This window comes from Streptomyces sp. NPDC127114, from assembly GCF_042677525.1.
In the GTDB taxonomy this organism is placed as follows: Bacteria; Actinomycetota; Actinomycetes; order Streptomycetales; family Streptomycetaceae; genus Streptomyces.
The window spans coordinates 44,440-60,263 of sequence record NZ_JBHXTJ010000046.1 but is presented as its reverse complement, the minus strand read 5'-3'; the positions used below and the strand labels follow the sequence as shown (position 1 = coordinate 60,263).

Below are 15,824 nucleotides of genomic sequence, written 5' to 3'. Positions count from 1 at the left end.
GGGCGGTCCTGGCTGGCCCACCCTGGTCCGGGCCGGCCGGGACCAGTCCAGGTGGTCCGGGCGGTCCGGACCGGTCCGGACCGGTCCAGGCGGGTCCGGGCGGTCCGGACCGGTCCAGGCGGGTCCGGACTGGTTCGGGCGGTCCCGGCTGGTCCCGGCTGGTCCGGGCGGGTCCGGACTGGTCCCGGCTGGTCCGGGCTGGTCCGGGCTGGTCCGGAGCGCGCGAACGTCCGAGGGGGCCGCCCTGGCCGGTTCCGGCAGGGGCGGCCCCCTCGTGGGGCGGTGTCGGCGGCCTCAGGCCTTGCGGGTGCGGGCCGTCGCCTTCTTGGCGGCGGTCTTCGCCGGGGCGGCCTTCTTCGCCGCGGCGGTCTTGGTGGCCGCCGCCTTCTTCGCCGGGGCGGCCTTCTTGGCGCTCCGCGCCGCCGGGACCTTGGTCGGCGCGTCGCTGATGCGGTCGGCGCCCAGGATCTCGCGGAGGAACTTGCCGGTGTGGCTGGCCGGGACGGAGGCGACCTCCTCGGGCGTGCCCTCGGCGACGACGATGCCGCCGCCGCTGCCGCCCTCGGGACCCATGTCGATGATCCAGTCCGCGGTCTTGATGACGTCCAGGTTGTGCTCGATGACGATCACCGAGTTGCCCTTGTCGACCAGGCCGGAGAGGACCTTGATCAGCTTCGAGATGTCCTCGAAGTGGAGGCCCGTGGTCGGCTCGTCCAGGACGTAGACCGTGCGGCCCGTGGAACGCTTCTGGAGCTCGGAGGCGAGCTTGACGCGCTGGGCCTCGCCGCCGGAGAGGGTCGGCGCGGACTGGCCGAGGCGGACGTAGCCCAGACCGACCTCGGTGAGGGTGCGCAGGTGGCGGGAGATCGTCGGGACCGCCTCGAAGAAGCCCAGGGCCTCCTCGATCGGCATGTCCAGGACCTCGGCGATGGACTTGCCCTTGTAGTGGACCTCCAGGGTCTCCCGGTTGTAGCGGGCGCCGTGGCAGACCTCGCACGGCACGTAGACGTCCGGGAGGAAGTTCATCTCGATCTTGATGGTGCCGTCGCCGGAGCAGTTCTCGCAGCGGCCGCCCTTGACGTTGAAGGAGAAGCGGCCGGGCAGGTAGCCGCGGACCTTCGCCTCCATCGTCTCCGCGAAGAGCTTGCGGACGTGGTCGAAGACGCCGGTGTAGGTCGCCGGGTTCGAGCGCGGGGTGCGGCCGATGGGCGACTGGTCGACGTGCACGACCTTGTCGACGAGGTCGTCGCCGTCCACGCGCGTGTGCCGTCCGGGCACCGACTTGGCGCCGTTCAGCTCGCGCGCCAGGTGGGTGTAGAGGATGTCGTTGACCAGGGTCGACTTTCCGGAACCCGAGACGCCGGTGACGGCCGTGAGGACGCCCAGCGGGAAGGAGACGTCGATGTCCCGCAGGTTGTTCTCCCGGGCACCGTGCACGGTGAGCCGGCGCGAGGGGTCCACGGGGCGCCGGATGTCCGGCATGGTGATCGCCCTGCGGCCGGACAGGTACTGCCCGGTCATCGACTCCTCGTTGGCCAGGAGCTCCTTCAAGGGGCCGGAGTGGACGACCTTGCCGCCGTGCTCGCCGGCGCCCGGGCCGATGTCCACGACCCAGTCGGCCACCTTGATGGTGTCCTCGTCGTGCTCGACGACGATGAGCGTGTTGCCCATGTCGCGGAGCCGGACCAGGGTCTCGATGAGCCGGTGGTTGTCGCGCTGGTGGAGACCGATGGACGGCTCGTCGAGCACGTACAGGACGCCCACCAGGCCGGAGCCGATCTGGGTGGCGAGCCGGATGCGCTGGGCCTCGCCGCCGGACAGCGTGCCCGCGGCCCGGTTGAGCGAGAGGTAGTCGAGGCCGACGTCGACGAGGAAGCGCAGTCGCTCGTTGACCTCCTTGAGGACCCGCTCGGCGATCTTCTTGTCGCGGGCGCTGAGGGTGAGCCGGCCGAGGAACTCGGCGCAGTCGCTGATCGACATCGCGGAGACCTCGGCGATGGACTTGTCCATCACGGTGACCGCGAGCACGATCGGCTTCAGCCGCGTGCCCTCGCAGGTGGGGCAGGGCACCTCGCGCATGTAGCCCTCGAAGCGCTCACGGCTGGAGTCGCTCTCGGCCTCGCTGTGCCGCCGCTTCACGAACGACACGGCGCCCTCGAAGGCGGGCGTGGTGTAGGAGCGCTCGCGGCCGTACCGGTTGCGGTAGCGGACCTCGACCTGGGTCTTGTGGCCGTACATGAGGGCCTTCTTGGCCCGCTGCGGCAGGCCCGCGTACGGGATGTCCGTACGGAAGCCGAGGGCCTGGGAGAGGCCGCCGATCAGCCGGCCGAAGTACTCCTTGGTGTGGCCGTGGGACCAGGGGTGGATGGCGCCCTCGTCGAGCGACCGCTCCTCGTCGGGGACGACGAGCTCCGGGTCGACCTCCATGCGGGTGCCGATGCCGGTGCAGTCCGGGCAGGCGCCGAAGGGAGAGTTGAAGGAGAAGGAGCGCGGCTCCAGCTCCTCGAAGGACAGGTCGTCGTACGGGCAGTAGAGGTGCTCCGAGTACATCCGCTCGCGCTCGGGGTCGTCCTCGGGGAGGTCGACGAAGTCGAGCACGACCATGCCGCCGGAGAGGCCGAGCGCGGTCTCCACGGAGTCGGTGAGCCGCCGCTTGGCGCTGTCCTTCACGGTGAGGCGGTCGACGACCACCTCGATGGTGTGCTTCTCCTGCTTCTTCAGGGTCGGCGGCTCGCTGAGCTGGATCGTCTGCCCGTCGACCCGGGCGCGGCTGTAGCCCTTGGTCTGGAGGTCGGCGAAGAGGTCGACGAACTCGCCCTTGCGCTCGCGCACCAGCGGCGAGAGCACCTGGAAGCGGCTGCCCTCGGGCAGCTCCAGGACCTTGTCGACGATGGCCTGCGGCGACTGGCGGGAGATCGGCCTGCGGCACTCGGGACAGTGCGGCTTGCCGATGCGGGCGAAGAGCAGCCGGAGGTAGTCGTAGACCTCGGTGATGGTGCCGACCGTCGAGCGCGGGTTGCGCGAGGTCGACTTCTGGTCGATGGAGACGGCCGGGGACAGACCCTCGATGAAGTCGACGTCCGGCTTGTCCATCTGGCCGAGGAACTGCCGGGCGTAGGAGGAGAGCGACTCGACGTACCGGCGCTGCCCCTCGGCGAAGATCGTGTCGAACGCGAGGGAGGACTTGCCCGACCCCGAGAGCCCGGTGAAGACGATGAGGGAGTCACGCGGGAGGTCGAGCGAGACGTTCTTGAGGTTGTGCTCGCGAGCGCCACGGACGATGAGACGGTCGGCCACGCCGGTCCGCACCTTTCTTGAGAGAGCGGATGTGCCTGAACACCCAACAACCAAGGATGCCGGATGCTTCCATCGAGCTTATAGCACGCACATTCGATTTCCGCAGGGCAGTCACCCTCTTCACCCGAACGAGTGGCGGCGTCGGTGCTCCGCCGCAGGTCCGGCCGGTGCGGGCCTGGCCGCGGAGGCCCGAAACCCCCTAGGGTCGGCGCCATGATCGACCATGTGCGTGACATCGCCTCCGTGCGCGAGGCGACCGACCGGCTCATCGAGACCGTCTCCTCCTGGGACAACGCGGCACTCGCCGAACCGTCACTGCTCCCCGGCTGGACCCGCGGCCACGTCCTGGCCCACCTCTCCCGCAACGCCGACGCCCTCGTGAACGTCCTCCAGGGCCTGCCGATGTACAAGGACGCCGAGACCCGCGACGCCGACATCGAGCGGGACGCCGGCCGGCCGCTCGACGCCCAGCTCGCCGACCTGCGGGCCTCCGCCGAACGCTTCGAGAAGGTCTGCGGCGAGCCCGCCGACTGGGAGCGCACGGTGGAGCTGCGCAACGGCGTCACCGACCGGGCCGCCAGGGTGCCCTTCCGCCGCTGGGTGGAGGTGGCCCTGCACCACGTGGACCTGGGCGCGGGCTACGGGCTCGGCGACCTGCCCGAGGAGTTCCTGCTCCGGGAGATCGACTTCCTCGCCGACCGCTGGTCCGGCCGCCCCGAGGTGCCGCCGGTGACCCTGCGCACCCCGGACGGCACCGGGCGCGGCACGACCGGCGGCGCCGACGGGACCCCGGTCACCGTCACCGGCCCGCTCGACGAGCTCCTGGCCTGGCTGGCCGGGCGCGGCGACAAGGGCGCGCGCCTGACCACCGAGGGCGGCCCGCTCCCCGAGCTCCCGCCGCTGTAGCAGCAGTTGCCGCCCCGGTCACCGCCCGCCCGTCGGTGGCCGGGGCTAGGCTGAGGCCATGACGTACAGCGGAGTGGTGAAGGTCGGCGGTCCTGCGGACGTGCACGAGCTGAGCGAGTTGATGATCTCGAAGGTCGCGGTCGGCCCGATGGACAACAACGCGTATCTGCTGCGCTGCCGGGCGACCGGCGAGCAGCTGCTGATCGACGCGGCCGCCGAGGCCGGCACCCTGCTCACGCTGATCGGCGACGACGGCATCGCGGGCGTCGTCACCACCCACCGGCACGGCGACCACTGGCAGGCCCTCGCCGAGGTCGTCGCGGCCACCGGCGCCCGTACGTACGCGGGCGCGTACGACGCGGAGGGCATCCCCGTGGGGACCGACGAGCTGCTGGACGACGGCGACACGGTCCGGGTGGGCCGGGTCGAGCTCACCGCCCGGCACCTGGTGGGCCACACCCCGGGCTCGATCGCCCTGATCTACGACGACCCGCACGGCCACCCGCACGTCTTCACCGGCGACTGCCTGTTCCCGGGCGGCGTCGGCAACACGTGGAAGGACCCGGAGGCCTTCGCGAGCCTGATCCACGACGTGCAGACCAAGCTCTTCGACGTGCTCCCGGACGAGACCTGGGTCTACCCGGGCCACGGCAGGGACACCACGCTCGGTGACGAGCGTCCGCACCTCGCGGAGTGGCGCGAGCGCGGCTGGTGAGTGCCGTGCGCGGGCGGTGACCCGCGGGTCACCTCCGCGCGCCCCCGTAACCGGGGCGGCGCGCGGGTAGTTGGCGCGACATGCACCAGCACGAGCACCAGCAGCACAGTCACCCTCCGTCGATGGCGAGGCTCGCCGCCGCCTCGCTCGTCGGCACCGCCATCGAGTTCTTCGACTTCTTCGTCTACGGGACGGCCGCCGCGCTCGTCCTCGGCCCGCTGTTCTTCCCGACCTTCTCGCCCGTCGCCGGCACCCTCGCCGCCTTCGGCACCTTCGCCATCGGCTTCCTGTCCCGGCCGCTCGGCTCGATCGTCTTCGGTCACGTCGGCGACCGCCACGGGCGGCGCCCGGTCCTGTTCGCCTCGCTGCTGCTGACCGGCTGCGCGACGGTCGCGGTCGGCTGTGTCCCGACCTACGAGTCGATCGGTGTCGCCGCTCCCGTGCTGCTGCTGGTGCTGCGCTTCCTGCAGGGCCTCGGCCTCGGCGGCGAGTGGGGCGGGGCGGTGCTGCTGACCGCCGAGCACGCGCCGGCGCGGCGGCGGGGCCTGTGGGCGAGCTTCCCGCAGATCGGCCCCGCGGTCGGCTTCCTGCTGGCGAACGGGGTGATGCTGGCGCTGACCGCCGGGCTGAGCGACGCGGACTTCCGCTCCTGGGGCTGGCGGGTGCCGTTCTGGGCCGCGGGGCTGCTCGCCGCCGCGGGGCTCGCGCTGCGCTCCTCGCTCGCGGAGACCCCGCAGTTCGAGGAGCTGGCGGCCGAGGGCCGCCGGGCGACCGCGCCGCTGTCCGAGGTGGTGCGCGGCCACTGGCGCCTGGTGCTGCTCACGGCGGGCGCGCTGGCCGTCGGTTACGCCGTCTTCTACACGGTCTCGACCTGGGCGCTGGCCTACGGCACCGAGCGCCTCGGGGTGTCCAGCACGGTGATGCTGACGTGTGTGATGGCGGCGGTGGCGGTCAAGGGCGCGGCGACGCCCTTCTTCGCGATGCTGGGCGACCGCTACGGGCGCCGGACGCTGTGCCTGGCGGGCTGCGCGGCCTCGGCGCTGTGGATGTTCCCGATGGTGGCGCTGCTGCACACCGCGCGCCCACTGCTGATGTTCCTCGGTTTCCTCGGCTCGCTGCTCGCCTTCATCACGATGTTCGCCGTGGTGGCCGCGTACCTGCCCGAGCTGTACGAGCCGCGGGTGCGCTGTACGGGCGCGGCCGTCGGCTACAACCTGGCGGGCGTGCTGGGCGGGGCGCTCACCCCGATCGTGGCGACGGCGGTCTCGGACGGCGGCTCGGGTCCGCCGTGGGGCGTCGCGGCCTATCTGACGGTGGTGGCCCTGGTGAGCCTGGGCTGCTTCGCGCTGCTCCCCGAGACGCTGCCGGCGCGCGCGGCGGTGCCGGAGCCGGAGCGCGCGCCCGCATAGCCGCCTTCCGCTCGCGGCTCCGGCTATCTGACGACCGTGACCGGTCACCGCGACGCCGGTGACGGACGGCCTGCCCCCCACCTGATGGGGGGGCAGCGCCGCCGTCACCGGCTGCACGGGCCGGCGACGAGGCTCAGGCCTCGACGCTCTCCCGCTCCGGCCCCTCGGCCGCCTCGGCGGCCTCGCGCTGCGCCTGCTTCTTCGAGGCGATCAGGCTCGTGATCGTGGTGACGACCAGGACACCGCAGATGACGGCGAGCGAGAACGGGATGGAGATCTCGGGGACGTGCACCCCGGACTCGTGCAGGGCGTGCAGCACCAGCTTCACGCCGATGAAGCCGAGGATCACCGACAGGCCGTAGCTGAGGTGGACCAGCTTCTTCAGCAGGCCGCCGATGAGGAAGTACAGCTGCCGCAGACCCATGAGGGCGAAGGCGTTGGCGGTGAAGACGATGTACGGGTCCTGGGTGAGGCCGAAGATCGCCGGGATGGAGTCGAGGGCGAACAGCACGTCGGTGGTGCCGATCGCGAGCATGACGACCATCAGCGGGGTCAGCACCCGCTTGCCGTTGTTCCGGATGAAGAGCTTGGTGCCGTGGTAGCGGTCGGCGACGCCGAACTTCTTCTCGATGGACTTGAGGAGACGGTTCTCCTCGAACTCGTCCTCCTCCTCGTCGGAGCGCGCCTCCTGGATGAGCTTCCAGGCGGTGTAGATGAGGAACGCGCCGAACAGGTAGAAGACCCAGGAGAAGCTCGCGATGATCGCGGCGCCGGCGGCGATGAAGATCGCACGCAGGACCAGGGCGATCAGCACGCCGATGAGCAGCACGCGCTGCTGGAGGTGGGAGGGCACCGAGAACTTCGCCATGATCAGGACGAAGACGAAGAGGTTGTCGACGCTGAGCGACTTCTCGGTGATGAAGCCGGCGAAGAACTCGCCCGATGCCTGGCTGTTGCCGAAGACCATCAGGCCGATGCCGAACAGCGCCGCGAGGACGATCCAGACGACCGTCCAGATTCCGGCTTCCTTGACCGACACGTCATGGGGCTTGCGCCCGATGAAGAAGTCGACCGCGATCAGGGCGCTCAGACCGAGAATGGTCAGCACCCACAGGGTCACAGAAACGTCCACTGCGCCTCCGGCTCGTACGGCTGCCGAGACAGCCTCGTCGTTTGCCGGAGGTCTCTTCCACCCGGGACGAACCGGGCCGGCGCCCCGGGATCAGGTGTCCGACCTGTCCGTATTGACGGGTACGCCGCGCACTGGGGAGTACTCCCCTCCGCTCCGAGAAGATTACCCGAAGAACCAAGGGAAGGTAAAGAGAAGGGTAAAGCGGACCCAAAAGCGCTGGTCAGTGACTGTCCGGCCCCCATTGCCCACGGGCGTCGGCCAGCTGGGCGAGCACCTGCCGCAGCACCGCGCTCCCGGCCGGGAAGGCCGGCGGCTCGTACGTCCAGGCGTGGCCCACCCAGGGGTCGGCGAGGTGGTCGTCGGGGACCGGGGTGAGCCGCATGAGGGAGCGCCACAGCGGGTCGAGCACCGGCCCGTACGCCGCCGCGTCCGCCCGGTCCGCGACCAGCAGCAGCTGGGTCCCCACGGCCGGGCCCTCGTCGGCCAGGTAGCGCAGCTGGTTGACCGCCCGGTCGTCGAAGCCGTGCGGGAAGTCGTGCACGACGAGCAGCTCCTCGGCGGTGTCCAGGCCGGGCGGCAGCTCCTCGGAGGCGCCGGCCCGCGCCGCCATCTGCAGCAGGTCGACCCGCTCGGTGAGCTGGGTGAGGACGGCCGAGACCCCGGCCGCGCCGGCGGCCGGCGGGCCCGCGAGCACGCCGGACTCGACGAGCGGGGCGAAGGCGGCAGCGCCCGCGCCCGCCGCGTCGATCACCCGGACGCGGAAGGATCCCGCCGGGTGCACGGCGAGCAGCCGCGCCACGTGGGCGACGGCGCTGTCGAGGGCGAGCCGGCGCAGCTCGGCCTCGTCGAGCAGCCCGGCCGCCGCCGACTGGCCGCGGCCCGAGTCCACCCAGAGGCCGCGGGCGAGCGGCAGGCGGGCCAGGAACGGGATGCGCAGGCCGGTGCGCTCGGGGAGGTGGAGGTCGCCCAGGCGGACGGCCATCGGCGCCTCCATGGGCACCCGGTAGGCCTGCCAGACGGGGCTGTCCCAGCGGGCGTAGGCGGCGGGCAGCGCGGGCTCGACCACCTCGGACTCGGCCACGAGCTGGGCGAGGTCGCGGTCCAGGGCCTCCTGGGCGCGGGCGGTGAGCTCGTCGTGCTTGGCCTTGGCGGCCGCCCTGGCGGTGTCCCCCGCGCCGCCGATCCGGCTGCGCGGGTCCGACAGGACCCGGTCGAGCTCCTGGTCGAGCCGGTCCTCCGCGAAGCGGCAGGCGCTGCGGTACGCGGCGGTGGCGCGCGCCAGGTCCTCGAACATGCCCCACACCTGGTTGTAGAGCCGCTCGTCCATGGACCAGCCGGCGGCGTCGCCGGCGACCGGGGCCGGGAAGCCGGCGGGTGCGGAGGCCGGCTGCGGCCCGGGGGCCTGCGGGGAGCCGGCGGCGGGCTGCGGGGCGGCCGAGGGCGCCGGGCGGCGGCTCGGGTGGGTGTAGTCGATGGGGCCGGCGGCGGGCGGAGGCGGCGGGACCGCCGGCTGGGCGGGAGGCTGTGCGGGAGTCTGGTGGGGGGGCTGCGCCGCGCTCTGGGCGGCCTGGTGGGCGCGCTCGCCCTCGGGGACCCGGTCGGCGTCCGGGACGCGCGGCGGCGGGGCCGCGACCGAGCGGGCCAGTCCCTGGGCGACGGCGTCGAGCACGGCACCGGCGAGTTCCGCGGAGCGGTCGAGACCCTGGTCGGCGAGGAGCGCGGCGAGCCCGCCCTCGTAGCCCTGGCCGACGGCCCGCACCTTCCAGGCGCCCTGGCGGCGGTAGAGCTCCAGGGCGACGAGCGCGGACTCCCGGTCGAGACCGGTGATCGTGTAGCCGGCGACGGCGGTGCCGTCGGGTCCCGTCACCGTGACGACGGGTGCGGCCGAGGCGCCGAAGCGCGTGGGGCCGCCCGCGCCGACGGGCAGGGCGAGGAGCACGGAAACCCGGTGGACGGTGTCCCGTACCGCCTCCAGGTCGACCGCGAGCCGGTGGGCGGTGGCGGCCTGGCGGGGCACCTCGATCCCGGGGAGTGCGGCGGACCCGGGGTGGGCGAGGGCCTCGGGGCCCGCGATGCGGCCCTCCTCGTCGCCGAGGGTGGCCGCGGCGAGGACCGGATGACCGGCCGAGACCCGGATCTCCAGGCGGGTGTGGGGCAGGGGGCGGTTCTGCCCCCGGACCAGCTCGGCGGTCATCTGCTCCGTCTCTCCGTACGAACGTGGGCGCTGCGGCGCCGGGTTACAGGACCGGGAAGATGGCCGGCATCAGGTCCTGGAAGGTGCGGCCGTTGGCCGGGTTGCCCAGGGCGGTCATCTGCCAGCCGGAACCGGCCCGGTGCACCTTGGCCATGATCTGGGCGGTGTACGCGCCGCCGCCGTTGAGCGTGTAGCGGGCGAGCTCCTGGCCGTTGGTCTCGTCCACGAGGCGGCAGAACGCGTTCTGCACCTCCTGGAAGGTCTGGCCGGTGAACGAGTTCACCGTGAAGACGATCGAGTCGATGTGGACGGGGACCCGCTGGAGGTCCACCAGGATCGCCTCGTCGTCGCCGCCCTGGCCGACACCGCCCACCAGGTTGTCGCCGGTGTGGCGGACGGAGCCGTCGTCGCTCACCAGGTGACGGAAGAACACCACGTCCACCGGCTGCTTGTCGGCGAAGAGGACGGCGGAGGCGTCCAGGTCGATCTCGCGCGTGCGCGAGCCGAACAGGCCGCGGCGGGGCGCCGCCTGCCAGCCCAGTCCCATGCGCACGGACGTGAGACTGCCTCCGCCCTGCTTCTCCAGGCTGATGGCCTGCCCCTTGGTCATGTTGACCGTCACGCGCTGCCCCTCTCATCGGTGTGAGCAGCACCTTACGCAGGGGCACTGACAACGTGCCCGGAGCGGCCCGTTTTTGTGTCGGTCTTGCAACACACAGGGCCGCTTCCGGGACTTCGCCGGCAGACGGCGGCCGCCGGGAGACGGACGGCGCCGCCGGCAGGCCGTCAGGCCAGTCCGGCCTCCTTCATCTGGCGCAGCTCCTTCTTGAGCTCCGACACCTCGTCGCGGAGCCGGGCGGCGACCTCGAACTGCAGCTCGGCGGCGGCGGCCCTCATCCGGTCGGTCATCTCCTCGATGATCCCGGCCAGTTCGGTCGCCGGACGGTCGCCGAGCTCGACCGTCGAGCCGGCCTTGGCGCCCTTGCCCTTCGGCGCGTGGGCGGCGAGCGACGGCACCGGGGCCTTGGCGCCCTTGCCGTCCTTCCCGCCCTTGCGGTAGCCGGTGCCGAGCAGCTCCTCGGTGTCGATCTCCTCGCGGGCGATGGTGGCCACGATGTCGTTGATCTTCTTGCGGAGCGGCTGCGGGTCGATCCCGTTGGCCTTGTTGTACGCGATCTGCTTCTCGCGGCGCCGGTTGGTCTCGTCGATGGCCTGGGCCATCGCCGGAGTGACCGTGTCGGCGTACATGTGGACCTGGCCGGAGACGTTACGGGCGGCGCGGCCGATGGTCTGGATGAGCGAGGTGCCGGAGCGCAGGAAGCCCTGCTTGTCGGCGTCGAGGATGGCGACCAGGGAGACCTCGGGCAGGTCGAGGCCCTCACGGAGCAGGTTGATGCCGACCAGCACGTCGTACTCGCCGGAGCGGAGCTCGCGCAGCAGCTCGATGCGGCGCAGGGTGTCGACGTCGCTGTGCAGGTAGCGGACCTGGATGCCCAGCTCCAGGAAGTAGTCCGTGAGGTCCTCGGCCATCTTCTTGGTGAGGGTGGTGACCAGGACCCGCTCGTCGCGCTCGGTGCGCAGCCGGATCTCGTGCACCAGGTCGTCGATCTGGCCCTCGGTGGGCTTGACGACGACCTCGGGGTCGACGAGGCCGGTGGGGCGGATGATCTGCTCGACGAAGCCGTCGGAGCGGGAGAGCTCGTAGGTGCCGGGCGTGGCGGACAGATAGACGGTCTGGCCGATCCGCTCCTGGAACTCCTCCCACTTCAGCGGGCGGTTGTCGAGCGCCGAGGGCAGCCGGAAGCCGTGGTCGACGAGCGTGCGCTTGCGGGAGGCGTCGCCCTCGTACATGGCACCGATCTGCGGGACGGTGACGTGCGACTCGTCGATGACGAGCAGGAAGTCCTCGGGGAAGTAGTCGAGGAGGGTGTTGGGCGGGGAACCGGGCTGACGGCCGTCGAAGTGCATCGAGTAGTTCTCGATGCCGGAGCAGGAGCCGATCTGGCGCATCATCTCGATGTCGTAGGTGGTGCGCATGCGCAGCCGCTGTGCCTCCAGGAGCTTGCCCTGCTTCTCCAGCTCCTTCAGCCGCTGCTCCAGCTCGCGCTCGATGTCGTTGACCGCCCGCTCCATGCGCTCGGGGCCCGCGACGTAGTGGCTGGCGGGGAACACGTACAGCTGCTGGTCGTCGCTGATGACCTCGCCGGTGAGCGGGTGGAGCGTGGACAGCGCCTCGATCTCGTCGCCGAACATCTCGATGCGGACGGCGAGCTCCTCGTACACCGGGAAGATCTCGATGGTGTCGCCGCGGACCCGGAAGGTGCCGCGGCTGAACGCCAGGTCGTTGCGGGTGTACTGGATGTCGACGAAGCGGCGCAGCAGCTGGTCGCGGTCGATCTCGTCGCCGACCTTGAGGGAGACCATGCGGTCCACGTACTCCTGCGGGGTGCCGAGGCCGTAGATGCAGGAGACGGAGGCGACCACGACGACGTCGCGGCGGGTCAGCAGCGAGTTGGTCGCGGAGTGGCGCAGCCGCTCGACCTCCTCGTTGATGGAGGAGTCCTTCTCGATGTAGGTGTCGGACTGCGGGACGTACGCCTCGGGCTGGTAGTAGTCGTAGTACGAGACGAAGTACTCGACCGCGTTGTTCGGCAGGAGCTCGCGGAACTCGTTCGCCAGCTGGGCGGCCAGCGTCTTGTTCGGCGCCATCACCAGCGTGGGGCGCTGGAGCTTCTCGATCATCCAGGCGGTGGTCGCCGACTTGCCGGTGCCGGTGGCGCCGAGCAGCACGACGTCCTTCTCGCCCGCGCCGATGCGCCGCTCGAGCTCGGCGATGGCCGCGGGCTGGTCGCCGCTGGGCTGGTAGGGGCTGACGACCTCGAAGGGCGCCACCGTACGTTCGATCTTGGAAACGGGCCGCATGCAACCACCGTACGACCCGGCACTGACAGCCGGGGGCGATCGGCCCGGCGGCGGGCCGGTCGGGGCCGCCGCCGGTCCGCCGCTACCAGTCCTGGGAGCGGTACGTGCCGCGCTGGACGCCCCGGCGGCCGGAGCGTGCGGCGGGGCGCGCGGAGGACCAGTTCGCGGGCTCCCCGTAGGCGGGGGCGCGGCGCGGCGCGGGCACGCCGGGCGCGCCGTGGCGGTAGCCGCCGCGGGCGGTGGGCCGCTGCCAGTCCGGCTCGCCCATGACGAGCAGCGGGTCGAACATGACCACGACGGCGGCGAGCAGCAGGAAGACGGCGGGGCCGATCAGCATCGGCAGCAGCAGCGAGGTGGCGGTGTCCCCGGTGCCGGGCTCCGGGGTCCCGTGCAGGTTGACGTCGACGGCCGCCATGGCGGTGTAGTGCATGCCGCTGACGGCGAGCCCCATGACGAGGCTCGCGCCGAGGCTGGCCAGGAAGCCGTGCACGGAGACGGCGGCCCACAGGGAGGCGGTGGCGGCCACGACGGCGATGACCACGGACAGGGCGACGGTCAGGGTGTCGTAGGTGATCTGCCCGTGCAGCCGCATGCCGGCCATGCCCAGGTAGTGCATGGTGGCGACGCCGAGCCCGGTGATGGTGCCGCCGGTGACCAGGGTGAGGGCGGTCGCGCCGCGGTAGCCGACGATGAAGATGCCGATGCCCACCATGAGGATGGCGACACCGAGGCTGGCGAAGGTGATGGGCCGGTCGTAGCTGATCGGGGCCTGCCGGACCGAGAAGCCCATCATGGCGACGAAGTGCATCGTCCAGATGCCGGTGCCTATCGAGGTGGCCCCCAGCGCGAGCCAGCCGGCCTTGAAGGTGTCGCGGTGCCGCAGCGATCTGGTGGTGCAGCGCAGACCCAGGGCGCCGCCGAGGCAGGCCATGAGGAAGGCCGCCACCGGCGTGACAAGTCCGTAGCTGAATCCGTCGACCGTGCCCTGCATGAGCGTCCGTCCTCCACCCGTGGTGCAACGTCGTCCGAAAACAGTCGGTACCGCTGAGTAGTGCTACCGGATTATGGCGTCCACCACGGCCCTCCGGCCACGGGGTCCGCGAATTGGGCGGACCGCTGTCGGTGCCGGGTCGTACGGTGGGCCGCATGGAACACGAGAAGGCGCGGACGGACCGCGTCACCGGGCGGGTGGAATGGGCCGTGCTGCCCAGTGCCATCGGTCCCCTGCTGCTCGCCGCGACCGACCGCGGGTTGGTGAACGTGACGTTCCACGCCGACGGCCGGGTCCGCGAGCGGGCCCTGGAGCGGCTGGCCGGAGTGCTCCGCGCGGAGCTCGTCGCGGACGGATCCGGTCGGCTCGCCGAGCCGATACGGCAGCTCGCGGCCTACTTCGACGGGGAGCTGCGGAGCTTCGACGTCAAGCTGGACTGGTCGCTGGTGACCGGATTCAACCGCCAGGTGCTGCGGGAGCTCGCGGACTCCGTCCCGTACGGGACGGTGGTGGGGTACGGCGAGCTGGCCCGCCGGGTGGGCCAGCCGACGGCCGCGCAGGCCGTCGGGTCGGCGATGGGCGCCAATCCGCTGCCGCTGGTGGTGCCGTGCCACCGGGTGGTGGAGAGCGACGGCGGGATCGGCGGCTTCGGCGGCAGCGTGGAGACCAAGCGCCGGCTGCTGGCCCTGGAGGGCGTGCTGCCGGAGCCGCTGTTCTGAGCGACGGCTGCTGCACGGGGCGAGGTCGGGGTTCGTGCCCGCCGGCCGCCGGCTGTCGACCGTCGGCTGAGCTGGTGGCGGCGCTCGGTGGTCGGCTGAGCCGGTTGCGGCGGTCACGGAGTGGCGGCGGTGGTCGGGGCGTTCCCCCCGCGTGGGACGGCTGGCACTATGCGTAAGTGACCAACAGCTCGGACGCTCCTGACGCAGTGCGCTCACCCGCCCCACCGGCCTCCTCCGCGGCCTCCCCCGCGATATCCGGGATATCCGGGCTATCCGCCACCTCCGCCGCGATATCCCCTGCCCGGCTCCCCGCCGTCCGGCGCAGGATACGGGCGGTGCTGATCGCCACCCAGATCCTCGGCGGGCTCGGCATCGCCATCGGTGTCGCGCTCGCCGCCGTGCTCGCCAAGGACGTCAGCGGTACGGAGGCGCTGTCGGGTCTCGCGTCGACCGCCACGGTCTCGGGGCCCGCGCTGCTCGCGATGCCGCTCGCCTCGCTGATGGCCCGCCGCGGGCGGCGCGCCGGGCTGGTCCTCGCGTACCTGGTCGGGGCGCTCGGCGCGGGAGTCGTGGTGCTCGGCGCCGTCGTCGGCAGCTTCCCGCTGCTCCTGGCGGGGCTCGTGGGCTTCGGCGCGGGCTCCTCGGCCAACCTGGCCGCCCGGTTCGCCGCGGCGGACCTCGCCGAGCCCGACCGGAGGGCCCGGGCCATCTCCACCGTGGTGTGGGCCACCACCATCGGCGCCGTCCTCGGACCCAACGTCGCCGCCCCGGCCGGCCGGAGCGTGTCCGGCCTCGGCATCCCCGCCGCGGCCGGGCCCTTCGTGTGGGCGGCCGGCGTCTTCGTCGTCGCCGCCGTCATGGTGGCGCTGCTGCTGCGCCCCGACCCGCTGCTGACCGCCCGGGCGCTCGCGGGCCCCGAGGAGGCCGAGGGCGCCGACGGCCGCTCCCTGAAGGCCGGGCTGCGCGCCGTACGGGCGTCCTCACGGGCCCGGCTCGCGCTGGTGACCGTGGCCGGCTCGCACACCGCGATGGTGTCGATCATGTCGATGACGCCGGTCGCGCTCAGCCATCACGGCGCCGACATCCGGCTGATCGGCCTGGTGATCAGCGGTCACATCGCCGGCATGTACGCGTTCTCTCCCGCGATGGGCTGGCTGTCCGACCGGATAGGGCGGCTCTCGGTGATCGGCCTGGCGGTCGCGCTGATCGCCACGGCGGCGCTGCTCGCGGGCACGGCCGGGGCGGGTCATGGACAGGTGGCGCTCGGGCTGTTCGTGCTCGGGCTCGGGTGGTCGGCCGGCCTGGTCTCGGGCTCGGCGCTGCTGACCGACTCCGTCCCGCAGGCGGCCAGGGCCGCCGTCCAGGGGCTCTCCGACTTCATCATGAACACCTCGGCCGGTCTCGGCGGTCTCGCCGCCGGTCTGATCGTCTCCCAGGCGGGATACGGCTGGCTGAACGCGGTCGGCGCCTGCCTGCTGCTGCCGATGACGCTGCTGGTGCTGCGCAGCGCGTTCCGACGGGCCTGAACCGTCCGACCGG

Annotated in this window: 11 protein-coding genes; 5 read left to right on the top strand and 6 right to left on the bottom strand. The window is 72.2% G+C overall.

Features of this window, described 5'->3' with window-relative positions:
* Positions 1–294: 294 nt before the first annotated feature.
* A complete protein-coding gene (gene uvrA, locus ACFVGS_RS31640) occupies positions 295–3,297 on the bottom strand; it encodes an excinuclease ABC subunit UvrA (RefSeq protein ID WP_385695333.1) in 3,003 nt (1,000 codons plus the stop codon).
* 213 nt (positions 3,298–3,510) lie between these two features.
* On the opposite strand from uvrA, the gene ACFVGS_RS31635 reads away from it, so the two are divergent.
* The 3 genes from ACFVGS_RS31635 (at position 3,511) to ACFVGS_RS31625 (ending at position 6,327) form a co-directional block, all read left to right on the top strand.
* Positions 3,511–4,203, top strand: a complete 693-nt coding sequence (locus tag ACFVGS_RS31635; RefSeq protein ID WP_384423548.1) for a maleylpyruvate isomerase family mycothiol-dependent enzyme — start codon at positions 3,511–3,513, stop codon at positions 4,201–4,203.
* 58 nt (positions 4,204–4,261) lie between these two features.
* Complete coding sequence (locus tag ACFVGS_RS31630) at positions 4,262–4,918, top strand: MBL fold metallo-hydrolase (protein WP_384423546.1); 657 nt, start codon at positions 4,262–4,264, stop codon at positions 4,916–4,918.
* A 122-nt stretch (positions 4,919–5,040) separates the two neighbouring features.
* Positions 5,041–6,327 (top strand): MFS transporter, encoded by a 1,287-nt coding sequence (locus ACFVGS_RS31625; RefSeq protein ID WP_385695330.1) that lies wholly within the window; start codon positions 5,041–5,043, stop codon positions 6,325–6,327.
* 133 nt (positions 6,328–6,460) lie between these two features.
* Here ACFVGS_RS31625 and ACFVGS_RS31620 read toward each other — a convergent pair whose 3' ends face one another.
* The 5 genes from ACFVGS_RS31620 to ACFVGS_RS31600 form a co-directional block, all read right to left on the bottom strand.
* Positions 6,461–7,459 (bottom strand): TerC/Alx family metal homeostasis membrane protein, encoded by a 999-nt coding sequence (locus ACFVGS_RS31620; protein ID WP_384419883.1) that lies wholly within the window; start codon positions 7,457–7,459, stop codon positions 6,461–6,463.
* 220 nt (positions 7,460–7,679) lie between these two features.
* Positions 7,680–9,653 (bottom strand): TerD family protein, encoded by a 1,974-nt coding sequence (locus tag ACFVGS_RS31615; RefSeq protein WP_385695327.1) that lies wholly within the window; start codon positions 9,651–9,653, stop codon positions 7,680–7,682.
* Between the two features lie 43 nt (positions 9,654–9,696).
* Entirely contained in the window at positions 9,697–10,275 is a 579-nt protein-coding gene (locus ACFVGS_RS31610; protein ID WP_384419890.1) for a TerD family protein, read from the bottom strand.
* 164 nt (positions 10,276–10,439) lie between these two features.
* Entirely contained in the window at positions 10,440–12,575 is a 2,136-nt protein-coding gene (gene uvrB / locus ACFVGS_RS31605; RefSeq protein ID WP_384419893.1) for an excinuclease ABC subunit UvrB, read from the bottom strand.
* Between the two features lie 82 nt (positions 12,576–12,657).
* The gene (locus ACFVGS_RS31600; protein ID WP_385695323.1) at positions 12,658–13,566 is read right to left on the bottom strand and encodes an MHYT domain-containing protein; all 909 of its coding nucleotides are present in this window, start codon (positions 13,564–13,566) and stop codon (positions 12,658–12,660) included.
* Between the two features lie 155 nt (positions 13,567–13,721).
* Between ACFVGS_RS31600 and ACFVGS_RS31595 the strand changes: the two genes are divergently transcribed.
* Positions 13,722–14,285: a methylated-DNA--[protein]-cysteine S-methyltransferase gene (locus tag ACFVGS_RS31595; protein WP_384419898.1), complete on the top strand. Its 564-nt coding sequence runs from the start codon at positions 13,722–13,724 to the stop codon at positions 14,283–14,285.
* Positions 14,286–14,536: 251 nt separating this feature from the next.
* Entirely contained in the window at positions 14,537–15,811 is a 1,275-nt protein-coding gene (locus ACFVGS_RS31590) for an MFS transporter (RefSeq protein ID WP_384420002.1), read from the top strand.
* Positions 15,812–15,824 lie beyond the last annotated feature (13 nt).

Coding starts and splice junctions, on each gene's coding strand:
- ACFVGS_RS31635 (WP_384423548.1), top strand. CDS start 3,511: ATGATCGACCATGTGCGTGACATCGCCTCCGTGCGCGAGGCGACCGAC.
- ACFVGS_RS31630 (WP_384423546.1), top strand. CDS start 4,262: ATGACGTACAGCGGAGTGGTGAAGGTCGGCGGTCCTGCGGACGTGCAC.
- ACFVGS_RS31625 (WP_385695330.1), top strand. CDS start 5,041: ATGGCGAGGCTCGCCGCCGCCTCGCTCGTCGGCACCGCCATCGAGTTC.
- ACFVGS_RS31615 (WP_385695327.1), bottom strand. CDS start 9,653: ATGACCGCCGAGCTGGTCCGGGGGCAGAACCGCCCCCTGCCCCACACC.
- uvrB (WP_384419893.1), bottom strand. CDS start 12,575: ATGCGGCCCGTTTCCAAGATCGAACGTACGGTGGCGCCCTTCGAGGTC.
- ACFVGS_RS31600 (WP_385695323.1), bottom strand. CDS start 13,566: ATGCAGGGCACGGTCGACGGATTCAGCTACGGACTTGTCACGCCGGTG.
- ACFVGS_RS31595 (WP_384419898.1), top strand. CDS start 13,722: ATGGAACACGAGAAGGCGCGGACGGACCGCGTCACCGGGCGGGTGGAA.